Origin of the sequence: Umezawaea sp. NPDC059074, from assembly GCF_042738955.1 — a bacterium.
Lineage (GTDB): Bacteria > Actinomycetota > Actinomycetes > Mycobacteriales > Pseudonocardiaceae > Umezawaea.
In genome coordinates this window covers 97216-111508 of the sequence record NZ_JBHYHC010000016.1, presented here as the reverse complement: position 1 = coordinate 111508, position 14293 = coordinate 97216, and the positions used below count along the sequence as shown (strand labels likewise).

Annotated in this window: 3 protein-coding genes (1 of these 3 cut by a window edge); all 3 read right to left on the bottom strand. The window is 72.6% G+C overall.

Features of this window, described 5'->3' with window-relative positions; genetic code table 11:
* Window positions 1-402 precede the first annotated feature (402 nt).
* Window positions 403-1158, bottom strand: a complete 756-nt coding sequence (locus ACFWW9_RS10655) for a thioesterase II family protein (protein WP_390374387.1) — start codon at window positions 1156-1158, stop codon at window positions 403-405.
* Between the two features lie 134 nt (window positions 1159-1292).
* Window positions 1293-12050, bottom strand: a complete 10758-nt coding sequence (locus ACFWW9_RS10650; RefSeq protein WP_390374385.1) for an SDR family NAD(P)-dependent oxidoreductase — start codon at window positions 12048-12050, stop codon at window positions 1293-1295.
* Window positions 12047-14293: the final stretch of an SDR family NAD(P)-dependent oxidoreductase gene (locus tag ACFWW9_RS10645; RefSeq protein WP_390374383.1), read on the bottom strand. Its footprint extends 12690 nt past the window's final position; 2247 of the gene's 14937 nt are visible here — the last part of the coding sequence; its start codon lies off the right edge, out of view; the stop codon is at window positions 12047-12049. The genes ACFWW9_RS10650 and ACFWW9_RS10645 overlap by 4 nt, the downstream gene beginning before the upstream one ends.

Below are 14293 nucleotides of genomic sequence, written 5' to 3'. Positions count from 1 at the left end.
TTAAAATTGGAGATCGGGCAGGGCTTTGGGGCACTGCCTTTTGGCCCGATCAAGGCCGAAATGAGGGGTCCCCAAGTCAAATCGGCCACACCAACGACGGAAATCGCCCGGTGACCACGACGACAGCCGGAGCCGCCCGGTGACCACGACGGAAGCGGCAGCCACCCGGCGACCACTGCCGGAAGCAGCGGCCACCGGCAGAACACCGCTGGAAGCAGTAGCCGCGGGTTGAAGCAGCCGCCGGAAGGCCAACGCCGGAAACCGCCAGAACCCAAACCCAAGGCAAGACACGCCTCCGCAAGGGTCCTCGATCGAGCAGAACCCCCCAATACACAAGGTACAAGCCACCACCGACAAAAACCGGCTCACCCGATCAGGCGACTCCCACATCCCACGCCGGGCTCAACCCCCAGCCAACCGTTCCGCGATCAAGTCCGTCACCTCGTCCTGGTGCTCGCTCAGGTAGAAGTGCCCTCCGGGGTAAACCTGCAAGTCAAACGCCCCACTGGTGTGCTCCGCCCAGGCCCGAGCTTCCTCTATCGTCGCCTTGGGATCCGAGTCCCCCACCAGCACCGTCACCGGGCACTCCACCACCGCCCCGTCCTCACACCGATAAGTCTCCACGGCCTTGTAATCGGCCCGGATCACCGGTATCACCAGCCGCAGCAGGTCCTCGTTCCCGAGCAACCGCGAATCCGTCCCGCTCAACAACTGCAACTCCGCGACGATCCCGTCGTCGTCCCGCAGGTGAACCTGGTCGTCCCGGTACCGCGACGGAGCACGACGCCCCGAAGCGAACAGGGCCACCGGCGATACCCCGACGCGTTCCAAACCTCGCGCCACTTCGAACGCCAGGGTCGCCCCCATGCTGTGCCCCAGCAACGCCAGGGGCTTGTCGGAGGTCCACGGTTTCAGGGCTTGGACGATCCGGTCGGCCAGTTCGGGAACGGATTCGATGCAGGGTTCCGCGCGGCGGTCCTGCCTGCCGGGGTATTGCACCGCCAGCACTTCCACTCCCGGCCTCAGGGATTCCGAGACCGGGTAGTAAAAACTCGCCGATCCTCCCGCGTGCGGAAGGCATACCAGCCGGACGGTCGCGTCCGGGCTGGGGTGGAACCGTCGGATCCACAGGGCGGTGTCGACCACTACTCGTGCCATGGCGGTTGGTTGTTCCTCTCACGACATCACGACAGTCACCAGGGGCGCACAACCTCCAGGCGCATCCGGAAGGGACGTTCGGATTGGTTTCACCACAATGGTGCGGGACGCCGTCGGCGTCCCGCACCCCCTGTTCACCCCTGTTCGGGCGTGTTCTCCACCAGCCACCCGTGGACCAGGGCCGCGGTCGAGGCCGCATGTTCTTGCATCATCGAGAAGTGCGTGCCCGGTGCGTCCACAACGGAGTGGTCGTAGTCCCAAGTGGACCGCCAGTCGGCGGCCGGATCCATGCCCGGCAACGGTTCCGATGCCCGGACCAGGAGGGTAGGGGTCGTGATCGGGGTCGGCTGCCAGCCGGCGTAGACCCGGCAGTACGCGCCCATCGCGGTGAGGCGCTGGTCGTCGACCAGCGGGGCCTCGACGTCACCCACGACCTCGGGGTGCACGCGGGACAGGGCCTCGCGGTCGTGGCGGAAGATGTCCATCAGCACCAGTGCCGCGGCGGGCGTCCCCAGGCTCTCCAGGTGCGCCGCCACGCCGTGCGCCAGCGTACCGCCGGACGAGTGCCCGACCAGCACGAACGGCTTGCCCTCCGCCTGCTCCAGCACCGCCTGGGCCTGTGCCCGGACGATCGCGTCGATGGACGCGGGCACCAGCTCCCCCTTGAGGAAACCGGGCGTGGACACCACGGACACGGTCCGCTCGTCCCGCAGCGACGCCGCGAAGCGGGCGTACACCTGCGGTCCGGAGTTGGCCAGGATCGGCGGGAAGCAGATCAGGCCGGGACCGGTGTCGCCCTTGGCCAGCCGCGCGGAGTGCAGCGGTTCGGGCAGGTCCTCCGGGCCGGTGAACGACGGCCGGAACTCCGAGACCGCCATCAGCAGCCCCATGAAGTCCTCGCCACGCCCGGAGGCGGTGGCCTGCTGGTGCAGCAGACCGAGCGTTCCACCGGGAGCGGCGACGGCCGTGTCCGGCACGGCGATCTCGCGTTCCAGCAGTTCGGCGACCAGCGCGGGCGTGGGGTGGTCGAACAGCAGCGTCGGCGGCAGCCGCAGCCCGGTGACCGCGTTGAGCACGTTCCGCAGCTCCACCGAGGTCAGCGAGTCGAAGCCCAGTTCCACGAACTGCTGCGTCGGCTCGACCTTCTTCGCGCCGCTGTAGCCCAGCACGGCGGCGGTGTGCGTCAGGACGGCGTCCAGCAGCGCCCGCGTCCGGTCCTCTGCGGACAGGCCGCGCAGGTCCAGCCGCACGTCCGCCGACGCGGTCCGGCGGGTCGTCACGCGAACCAGGCCGCGCAGCAGCGCGGGCAGGGCGGGTCCGGCGCCGCGCAGTCCGGCGGTGTCCAGCTTCATCGGCACGGCGACCGCGTGCTCGCCGCGGAACGCCCGGTCGAACAGCGACAGCCCCTCGGCCACGCCCAGCGCCGCGACGCCGGAGCGCCGCAGGCGGTCCTGGTCGGCGGTCATGCCGCCCAGGTCGTCCCACAGGCCCCAGGCCAGCGACAAGCCGGCCAGTCCCCGTGCCTTCCGCTGCTGCATCAGGGCGTCCAGGTAGGCGTTGGCGGCGGCGTAGTTGCCCTGGCCGGGCGTGCCGAACGTGCCCGCGGCCGACGAGAACACCACGAACGCGTCCAGGTCACCGGCCAACTCGTGCAGGGCCGCGACCGCGTCCACCTTGGGCCGCAGGACGGTGTCGACCTGCGCGGCGGTCATCTTCCCGAGCGTCGAGTCGTCCAGCACACCGGCGGTGTGCACGATCGCCTTCACGTCGTGCGCGGCCAGCAGCGCGGCCACCGCGGAGCGGTCGGCGACGTCGCAGGCCGCGAACTCCACCGCGGCACCGAGGGCGGCCAGTTCTGCGGCCAGCTCCAAGGCGCCGGGCGCGTCCGCGCCACGCCTGCTCGCCAGCAGCAGCTCCCGCACCCCGTGCTCGACCACCAGGTGCCGCGCGAACAGCGAGCCGAGCCCGCCGGACGCGCCGGTCACCAAGACCTTGCCGGAGCTGAAGGATCGGGAGGCGTCCACATCGGACACCGTGCGCGCCAGGCGGGGCGCGAACACCTCGCCACCGCGGACCGCGATCTCCGGCTCGTCCGCGACCGTGACGACGTCGCCGTCGACCACGTCGACCAGCACGAACCGGCCGGGGTACTCGGCCTGCGCCGACCGGACCAGCCCGCGCACCGCGGCACCGGCCAGGTCGGTCACGTCGTCACCGGCCCGCACAGCGACCGCGCCGCGGGTCACGAACGCCACCACGGCGTCGGACTCGGCGTGCTCGCGCACGGTGGCCAGCGCGGCGTGCACGGCCTCGGACACCGTCCCGGCCACCTCGACCACCACGACGTCACCACGGGCGGCGGGAGCCGTGACCGGCGTCCACTCGACGTGGAAGAGGGAGTCGGTCGCCTGCGGCGCGAGCGCCACCGGGCGCAGCACCAGCGAGTCGACGGACGCGACCGGTGCGCCGGTGGTGTCGGCGACCAGCAGCGACACCGCGTCGGTGCCCGCTCCGGTCATCCGGACCCGCAACTCCCCCGCGCCGACCGCGTGCAGCCGGACGCCGGAGAACGAGAACGGGAGCCGGGTGCCGTCGCCCTCGGCGAGGAAGTCGCCGAACCGGATGGCGTGCAGCGCGGCGTCGAGCAGCGCCGGGTGCAGGCCGAACGCGGTGGTGTCGGCGTCCAGCGAGACCTCGGCGAACACCTCGGACCCGCTGCGCCAGGCCGACTTGAGGCCCTGGAACACCGGCCCGTACTCCAGGCCCAGCGCGGCGAAGTCCTCGTACAGCCCGTCCACCTCGACGGCTTCGGCGTCCGCGGGCGGCCACACGGCGAGATCGTCCGAGGTCGTGTCCGCGGCCTGGCCGAGCGCGCCGGTCGCGTGCCGCGTCCACGGGCCGTCGGCGGCGGTGCGGGAGAACACGGTCAGCGTGCGCCGACCGGCATCCTCCTCGCCGACCATGACCCGCAGCGCCACGCCACCGTGCTCGGGCAGCACCAGCGGGGCCTCGAGGGTGAGTTCTTCGAGCAGGTCGCAGTCGACCTGCGCACCGGCCTGGAGCGCCATCTCGACGAACGCCGTGCCGGGCAGCAGGACCGTGCCGGCCACCGCGTGATCGGCGAGCCACGGGTGGGTGTTGAGCGCCAGCCTGCCGCTGAACACCAGCGCGCCGGACTCCGGCAGCGACACCTCGGCGCCGAGCAGCGGGTGGTTGCCAGCGCCCAGCCCGAGGCCCACGGCGGTGCCGTCGTCGGCTCCGGCGGGCGACTCCAGCCAGTAGCGCTCGCGCTGGAACGCGTACGTCGGCAGGTCCACGGTCTTCGCGCCCGCGAAGAACGCCGTCCAGTCGACCGCCACCCCCCGCGTGTGCAGCGCGGCCAGACCGCTGACCAGCGAGCGGACCTCGGACCGGTCCTTGCGCAGCAACGGGGTCACGGGGACCTCGGCCATCGCGGCGAGGACGCCGTCCGGGCCCACCTCCACGAACGTCGTGACGCCCTGCTGTTCCAAGGTCTGCACGGCCTCGTGGAAGCGCACGGTGTTGCGGACGTGGGCGACCCAGTACTCCGGGTTCGTCACGTCGCCGAGCAGCTCGATCCGGGGCTGCTGGAAGGTGAGGTCGGAGACGACGGCGCGGAAGTCGTCCAGCATCGGGTCCATCAACGGCGAGTGGAACGCGTGCGAGACCGCGAGCCGCTTGGACTTCCGGTCGCCGAACTTCGCGACCACGGAGGCGACAGCGGATTCCTCGCCCGCGAGCACGATCGCCTTCGGACCGTTGATCGCCGCGATGGAGACGGACTCGGTGAGGTGGGGCGTGACCTCGTCCTCGGTGGCCTGCAAAGCGACCATCGCGCCACCGGCGGGCAACGCCTGCATCAGCCGGGCACGGGCGTTGACCAGCGCGGCGGCGTCGTCCAGCGAGAGCACACCGGCCACGTGGGCCGCGGCGATCTCGCCGATCGAGTGCCCCGCCAGGTAGTCGGGACGAAGGCCCCACGACTCGACCAAGCGGTAGAGAGCAACTTCCAGGGCGAAGATCGCGGGCTGGGTGAACTCGGTGCGGTCCAGTTCCTCTTGGGTGTCCCGCACGTCCACCAACGCGGCGACCTCGTCGAACGCGGCCGCGAACACCGGGTAGGCCGCGTACAGCTCACGGCCCATGCCCGCGCGCTGCGAGCCCTGGCCGGTGAACAGGACCGCGAGCTTCCCGGCCACGGCGGTGCCGGAGGCGGGCGCGTCCAACACGGTCAGCAGCTCATCTCGGTCGTCAGCGACCACGGCCGCGCGGTGCTCCAGCAGCGTGCGGCTGGTGGCCAGCGAGAACGCCACGTCCAGCGGGTTCGCGGAGGGGTTGGCGGTCAGGTGGGCCTTGAGCTTGGCGGCCTGCGCGACCACCGCCGAAGGGGTCTTGCCGGACAGCAGCCACGGCAGCGTCGACCACTCGGTGGGCTCGTCCGCCTCGACGGCGGGCACGTGCTCCAGCACCACGTGCGCGTTGGTGCCGCTGATCCCGAACGACGACACCGCCGACCGGCGGACGCGGCCGCTCTCGGGCCACGGCGTCGAGTCGGTGACCAGCTCGACCGAGCCGGACGTCCAGTCGACGTGCGGGGAGGGCGCGTCGACGTGCAGGGTCTTCGGCATCACGCCGTGCCGCATGGCCATGACCATCTTGATCACGCCCGCGACACCGGCCGCGGCCTGGGTGTGGCCGAGGTTGGACTTCACCGCGCCCAGCAGGACGGGCGTGGACCGGTCCTGGCCGTAGGTCTCCAGCAACGCCTGCGCCTCGATGGGGTCGCCCAGCTTGGTGCCGGTGCCGTGCGCCTCCACGGCATCGATGTCCGAAGTGGACAGTCCGGAGTTGGCCAGCGCCTGGCGGATGACCCGCTGCTGCGACGGCCCGTTCGGGGCGGTGAGGCCGTTCGACGCGCCGTCCTGGTTCACGGCCGTGCCGCGCAGGATCGCGAGCACCGGGTGGCCGTTGGCGCGGGCGTCGGCGAGGCGCTCGATGACGAGCATGCCCGCGCCCTCGCCCCAGCTCGACCCGTCCGCCGCGGCGGCGAAGGGCTTGCAGCGCGAGTCGGGGGCCATCGCGCCCTGGGTGCTGAACTCCACGAACGTGCCGGGCGTCGCCATCACCGTGACACCGCCGGCCACGGCCAGCGAGCACTCGCCGGAGCGGAGTGCCTGCGCGGCCAGGTGCAGCGCCACCAGCGAGGACGAGCACGCGGTGTCGACCGTGACGGCCGGGCCTTCCAGGCCGAGCGTGTAGGCGATGCGGCCGGACGCGACGCTGCCCGCGGTGCCGGTGCCGAAGTAGCCGCCGACCTCCTCGGGCAACGAGGTCAGGCGCGTGCCGTAGTCGTGGTACATCATCCCGGCGAACACGCCGGTCTGGCTGCCGCGCAACGAGGTCGGGTCGATCCCGACCCGCTCGAACGCCTCCCACGACGTCTCCAGCAGCAACCGCTGCTGGGGGTCCATGGCCAGGGCTTCCCTCGGGTTGATGCCGAAGAACGCCGGGTCGAACTCGCTGGCGTCGTAGAGGAACCCGCCCTCGGCCGCGTTGCTGGCCTCGGTCAGGTAGTCGATGTTCCAGCCGCGGTCGGTCGGGAAGCCCCCGATCGCGTCCCGACCGGCCGCCAGGAGGTCCCAGAGACCTTCCGGGCTCGTGACGCCGCCGGGGAAGCGGCAGCTCATGGCGACGATCGCGATCTGGTCGTCGTCGACCGACGTGGCCGCGCGCACCACCGCGGCGGCACCGCCGGAGCCGACGATCTTGCCTCGCAGGTACTCCACCAGCACGTCGGCGGTCGGGTAGTCGAACACCAGCGTGGCGGGCAGCTTCAGGCCGGTCGCGGCGTTGATCCGGTTGCGCAGCTCGACCGCGGTCAGCGAGTCGAAGCCCAGCTCGCGGAACGCCTTCGAGGTGTCGACCGTGTCCGTGGACGCGAACCCGAGCACCGCCGTGACGTGCGTGCGCACCAGGTCCAGCAGGAGCTTGACCTGCTCGGCCTCGGGCAGCGCGCCGAGCTTCTGCGCGAGCCCGGACGCGGCGGCCTGGTCGGCGGCGGACGCGGTGCGCCTGCCGGGCGCGCGGGTGAACCCGCGCAGCAGGGCGGGGACGGACGCGCCCGCGCCGCGCAGGGCGGCGGTGTCCAGGTGCATCGCGACCAGGACGGGCTCGGTCGACGCGAGCGTGGCGTCGAACAGCGCGAGGCCCTCCCCGGAGGTCAGGCCGCCGACGCCGCCGGACACCCGGCCGCGGTCGGCGTCGGCCATCTCGCCGGTCATCTCGCTGGCCTGCTCCCACAGCCCCCACGCCAGCGACAGCGCGGGCTTGCCCTGGGCGACGCGGTGGCGGGCGAAGGCGTCGACGAACGCGTTGGCGGCGGCGTAGTTCGCCTGGCCAGCGTTGCCGAACGTGCCCGCGGCCGAGGAGAACAGGATGAAGTTCTCCACGTCCCCGACCAGCTCGTCCAGGTTGAGCACCGCGTCGACCTTGGGCCGCAGCACGGTGTCCAGCCGGTCGGGCGTGAGCGACGACAGCACGCCGTCGTCCAGCACACCGGCCGTGTGCACGACGGAGGTCACCGGGTGCTCGGCCAGCAGCGCGGCCAGGGCGTCGCGGTCGGCGGCGTCGCACGCGGCGACGGTCACCGCCGCCCCGAGGGCGACCAGCTCGTCGCGCAGCTCGGCCGCGCCGGGGGCGTCCAGGCCACGGCGGGAGGTGAGCACGAGGTCGCGGACGCCGTGCTCCACCACCAGGTGGCGGGCCAGCAAAGCGCCCAGCACACCGGTCGCTCCGGTCAGCAGCACGCGACCGTCGGCGGAGAACACGGGCTCGTCCACAGTGGACACGGCCGCGCGGGTCAGCCGGGGCACGCGCACGACACCGTCGCGCAGCTGGAGTTCCGGCTCGCCGGACTCGACGGCGGCGGTCAGCATCCTCGCCGACGCGGCCGTGGTGTCGGAGTCGACCAGGACGAACCGGTCGGGGTTCTCGGTCTGGGCCGAGCGGATCAGGCCTCGGACAGCCTCGGCCGCGAGGGAGTCGCCACCACCGGTGAGGAGGACAAGACGGGATTCACCGGCAAGGCACTCCTGCGCCTGCGCGAGTGCGGCGTGAACGGCTGCGTGAACGGAGCCTGCGTCAGCCTCTGGGAACGCGTGGGAAACCACATCAACATCGGGCACCTCTTCCAGTGGGGTCTCAAGGGCGTCGAGGGGCAGGACCTGCCAGTCGACGCGGAACAGCGACCGGCCCGTGGCGGGTCCGGCGGCGGCTTGCTGGGAAACGGGGCGCAGCACCAGTTCCTCGACCGACGCGACCGGCTGGCCGGTCTCGTCGGCGACGACGACCGACACCGAACCGGTGCCGACCGGGGAGATCCGGACCCGCAGCGCGGTCGCGCCCGCGGCGTCCAGCCGAGTGCCGGTCCAGGTGAACGGCAGCCACGGCGTGTCCGTGACCTCGATGAACGAGCCGAGGCCGACGGCGTGCAGAGCGGCGTCGAGCAGCGCGGGGTGCAGGCCGAAGCCGACGACCTTCGCGCCCTCGGGCAGGGCGACCTCGGCGAACACCTCGTCGCCGGAGCGCCAGGCGGCGCGCAGGCCGCGGAAGGTGGGGCCGTAGCCGAGGCCGATGCCCGCGAGCCCGTCGTACAGGCCGCTGGTGTCGATCGCCTCGGCCCCGGACGGCGGCCACGCGGTGAGGTCGGCCGGGGCCGCTCCCCCATCGGCGGCCATCGTGCCGGTGGCGTGGCGGGTCCACGGCTCGTCGTCGTCCGCGAACTCGATCCGCGAGTACACGGCCACCGCGCGGAGGCCGGTCTCGTCGGGGGCTTCCAGGACGACCCGCACCACGACGGCGTCGGTGTCGCCCAGCACGAGCGGGGCTTCCAGGGTCAGCTCGTCCACGACCCCGCAGCCGACCTGGTCACCGGCGCGGATCGCGAGCTCCACGAACGCCGTGCCGGGCAGCAGGACCGCGTCGGACACGCGGTGGTCGGCCAGCCACGGGTGCGTGCGCTGGGACAGCCTGCCGGTGAACAGGTAGCCGGCGGAGTCGGGCAGCGCGACGGCCGCGCCGAGCAGCGCGTGGTCCATGACGCCGAGACCGGCGGACGTGACGTCGCCGTAGCCGGACCCGGTGGTGTCGAGCCAGAACGGCTGGCGCTGGAACGGGTACGTGGGCAGCTCGACCGCGCGGGGGCTGTGACCGGCGAACACCGCGTCCCAGTCGAGCGCCAGGCCGCGCACGTGGGCCTGGGCGAGGGACGTGAGCAGCCGGGTCGGGCCGCCTTCGCCGCGGCGCAGCGAGCCGATGACGACGGCCTCGGTGCCGAGGTCGTCGACGATGTCCTGCACGCCCATGGTGAGCACGGGGTGCGGGCTCATCTCCAGGAAGAACCGGTGGCCGCGCTCGACCAGCGCGTGCACGCCCAGCGCGAACTCGGCGGTCTCGCGGAGGTTGGTGTACCAGTAGTCCGCGCCCAGCTCGGTGCCGTCGATCGGCTTGCCGGTGACGGTGGAGTAGAACGGGATCTCGCCCGCCATCGGCTTGACCGGTCCGAGCAGCTCGGCCAGCCGGTCGCGGATGATCTCCACGTGCGCCGAGTGGGACGCGTAGTCCACGGCGATGCGCTTGGCGCGGACGCCATCGGCGTCGCACGCGGCGACCAGCTCGTCCAGGGCGTCGTTGTCGCCGGAGACGACCGTGGCGCGCGGGCCGTTGACCGTGGCGACCGAGATCCGGCCGTCCCAGCGGGTCAGCAGCTCGCGGGTCTTCGCGGACGGCAGCGCGACGGACACCATGCCGCCGAGGCCGGACAGCGCGCCGAGCGCCTGGCTGCGCAGCGCGACGACGCGGGCGGCGTCGTCCAGCGACAGCGCGCCCGCGACGCACGCGGCGGCGATCTCGCCCTGCGAGCTGCCGACGACGGCGGCGGGCGTGACGCCGTAGGAGCGCCACACCTGGGCCAGCGACACCATCACGGCCCACAGCGCGGGCTGGACGACGTCGACCCGGTCGAAGCCCGGAGCGCCGTCCTCCTCCCGCAGCACGTCGATGAGGGACCAGTCCACATAGGACGACAGGGCGGTCTCGCACTCCGCCATGCGGGTGCGGAAGACCTCGTTGTCGTCCAGGAGTTCGAGGGCCATGCCGACCCACTGCGAGCCCTGGCCGGGGAAGACGAAGGCGATCTTGCCGCGCACGTCCGCCACGCCCTCGACCACGTCCGCGCTGACCTCGCCGTCGGCGAGCGCGTCGAGGGCGAAGTCGGCGCGCTCCCGGCCGATCACGACCGCGCGGTGCGGGAAGCGGGCGCGGGTCGTGGCCAGCGAGTAGCCGAGGTCGGCGACCGACACGTCCGGGTTGGCGGCCAGGTGGTCGCGGAACTGGGCAGCCTGGGCACGCAACGCGGTCTCGCCGCGAGCCGACAGCACCCACGGGAGCACCCCGGCCTTCGGAGTCCGCTCCGCGGTCTCGTCGGCGACCGGCGCCTGCTCGATGATCGTGTGGGCGTTGGTGCCGCTGAAGCCGAACGAGGACACGGCCGCGCGGCGGGGTTCGCCGGTCTCGGGCCAGGCGCGCTCCTCGGTCAGCAGCTCGACCGCGCCGGCGGTCCAGTCGATGTGCGGGGACGGCTCGTCGACGTGCAGCGTCTTCGGCATGACCCCGTTGCGGACGGCCATGACCATCTTGATGACACCGGCGACACCGGCGGCGGCCTGCGTGTGGCCGAAGTTCGACTTGATCGAGCCCAGTCGCAGCGGCTCCTGGCGGTCCTGGCCGTAGGTGGCGAGGAGGGCCTGGGCCTCGATCGGGTCGCCGAGCTTGGTGCCGGTGCCGTGCGCCTCGACCAGGTCGACCTGGCGGGTGGTGAGACCGGCGTCGGCGAGCGCGGACTGGATCACCCGGCGCTGCGACGGGCCGTTGGGGGCGGTGAGGCCGTTGGACGCGCCGTCCTGGTTGATCGCGGACCCCTTGATGACCGCGAGGACCGGGTGCCCGAGGCGCTGGGCCTCGGACAGCCGCTCGACGAGCAGCATGCCCGCGCCCTCGCCCCAGCCGGTGCCGTCCGCGGCGGCGGCGAACGCCTTGCAGCGGCCGTCGCCCGCGAGGCCCTTCTGGCGGGAGAACTCGATGAACGTGCCGGGCGTGGCCATGATCGTGACGCCGCCCGCGAGGGCCAGGGTGCACTCGCCGGAGCGCAACGCCTGGATCGCCCAGTGCAGCGCCACCAACGACGAGGAGCACGCCGTGTCGATCGTGACGGCCGGGCCCTCCAGACCGAGCGTGTAGGCCACGCGGCCGGAAGCGACGCTGCCCGCGGTGCCGGTGCTGAGGTAGCCGCCGATCTCCTCGGGGATCTCGGTCAGCCCGGTGGAGTAGTCGTGGTACATCACGCCGGCGTAGACACCGGTCTTGCTGCCCTTGACCGTGGCGGGGTCGATGCCCGCGCGTTCGAACGCCTCCCACGAGGTCTCCAGCAGCAACCGCTGCTGCGGGTCCATCGCCAAGGCTTCGCGCGGCGAGATGCCGAAGAACGTCGGGTCGAACTCGGCGGCGTCGTAGAGGAAGCCGCCCTTGGCCACGTAGCTCTGGTTCGTGGCCTCGGGGTCGTCGCCGAACAGGCCCTCGATGTCCCAGCCGCGGTCGGTCGGCAGCGGCGAGATCGCGTCCTGCTGACCGGTCACCAGGTCCCACAGGTCTTCCGGGCTCTTGACGCCACCGGGGTACCGGCAGCTCATGCCGATGATCGCGATGGGCTCGTGGTCAGCCTCCTCGACCTCCTTCAAGCGCTTCCGGACCGTGCGCAGGTCCGCGGTGGCGCGCTTGAGGTAATCGCGCAGCTTCTCCTCGTTGTCCATCGTCACATCAGCTCCTGGTCGAGCAGGTCGAAGAGTTCGTCGTCGGTGGCCGCGTCCAGATCCGCGTTCTCGGATTCCGGCGCCGCCAGTCCGGCCAGTACCGCTTGCAACCGTTCGGTGATCCGCGCACGCGCGGCCTCGTCCCGGCCCAGTTCGATGAGTTCGGCGGACAGTCGATCGAGGTCACCCAGCGAGAGCGGCGCTCCGGCGGGTGTGTCGGGCACGACCTCGACCCGCAGCTGGTCCACCAGCGCGGCCGGGGTCGGGTAGTCGAACACCAGCGTCGCGGGCAGCTTCAGCCCGGTCGCGGCGTTCAGTCCGTTGCGCAGTTCCACGGCGCTGAGCGAGTCGAAGCCCATCTCCTGGAACGTGCGGTGCTCGTCCACGGCGTCGGGACCGGCCAGGCCGAGCGCGCTCGCCACGTGCGAGCGGACGACGTCGAGCAGCACCTGGTCCCGGTCGCCGTCGGACAGTCCGGCGATCCGCTTGCTCAACGACTCCTGGGGCGCGGCCTCGGCGGCGTTGGCGCGGCGCACCGGCTTGCGGACGAGTCCGCTGAGCAGGGCGGGCACCCGGTCGCCGAGGGCGGTGGTGTCGAGGTGCATCGGCACGAGCACGGCGTCCGGGCCGGCGAGCGCCGTGTCGAACAGCGCCACACCCTCCTCTTCGGACAGTGCCGTGCCGAGCTTCGCGGAGTCGGCGGTCATGCCGCCGGTGTCCTCCCACAGGCCCCAGCCGAGCGACAGCGCGGGCTTGCCGTGCGCGTGCCGGTGCTGGGCCAGTGCGTCGAGGAACGCGTTGGCGGCGGCGTAGTTGGCCTGGCCGGGGTTGCCGAACGTGCCCGCGGCGGACGAGAACAGGACGAACGCGTCCAGGTCGCCGGTCAGCTCGTGCAGGTTCAGCGCGGCGTCCACCTTGGGGCGCAGCACCTTCTCCAGCCGCTCGGGGGTGAGCGAGGTGAGGATGCCGTCGTCCAGCACGCCCGCGGCGTGCACCACGGCCGTGACCTGGTGCTCGGCCAGCAGCGGGGCCAGCGCGGCGCGGTCGGCCACGTCGCAGGCGACCACGTTGACCGCCGCGCCCAAGGCCCGCAGCTCGTCGCGCAGGTCGAGCGCGCCGGGTGCGTCCGGGCCGCGCCTGCTGGTGAGCAGGAGCTTGGTGACGCCGTACTCCGTCACGAGGTGCTTGGCGAACACCGCGCCGAGAGCGCCGGTCGCGCCGGTCATCAGGACCGTGCCACCTTCCCGGAACTCCGGCTTCGGGGCCTCGACGGCGGCCACGCGGGCCAGACGGGGAGCGCTGAGCGCGCCTTCGCGGATGGACACCTGCGGTTCACCGGTGGCGAGCGCCGCGCCGAGCGCGCGGACCGAGTCCTCGTGGTCGTCGAGGTCGACCAGCGCGAAGCGGTCCGGGTTCTCGGCCTGCGCCGAGCGGACCAGGCCTTGCACGGCGGCACTGGCGAAGTCGTCGCCCCTGGTCACGAACACCAGGCGGGCGTCGCGGTCGGCGGCCAGCCACTCCTGCGCGACGGTGAGGGCCTGCTCGACGGTGGCCCTGGTGGCGTGGGCGAGTCCGTTCGCTCCCAGGTCCGGGACCGACGAGACCAGCAGGGCGTCCACGTCGCCGACCTCGGCGAGCGTGGCGTGGGACGGGATGTCCAACGCCTGCGCGAGCTTCAGGTCGTCCGAGCCGAGCACCGCGAGCTTCGTGACGGCCGTGGTCGGGGTCGGGATGGCGACCTGGTCGACCCGGAACAGCGAGCGGGTGAAGCCGCCGCCGAGCTGGTCGGCCGCGAGGGGCCGCAGCACCAGCGAGGCGACCGAGGCGACCGGGGCGCCGGTCGGGTCGGCGATCTCCAGGCTGACGGCGTCGCCGCCCGCCTTGGCCATCCGGATCCGCAGCGCGGACGCGCCGACGGCGTGGACGCGGACGCCTTCCCAGGCGAACGGGAGTCGGGCCTGGCCGGTGTTCTCGAAGAAGTCGCCGACGCCGACGGCGTGCAGGCACGCGTCCAGCAGGGCCGGGTGGACGGCGTAGTCGGAGGTGTCCTCGGCGACCGCGATCTCCGCGTACACCTCGCCGTCGGTGCGCCACGCGGCCTGGACGCCCTGGAACGCCGGGCCGTACTCCAGGCCGATGGCGGCGAAGCCGTCGTAGAGACCGCTGATGTCGACCGGCAGGGCGTCGACCGGGGGCCACACGTCCAGGCCGCCGTCGGCGGGAGCGCCGGTCGTGGCCAGGACGCCGGT

Excerpts from the sequence above, each read along its gene's own strand:
- ACFWW9_RS10655 (WP_390374387.1), bottom strand. The coding sequence starts at position 1,158 with ATGGCACGAGTAGTGGTCGACACCGCCCTGTGGATCCGACGGTTCCAC.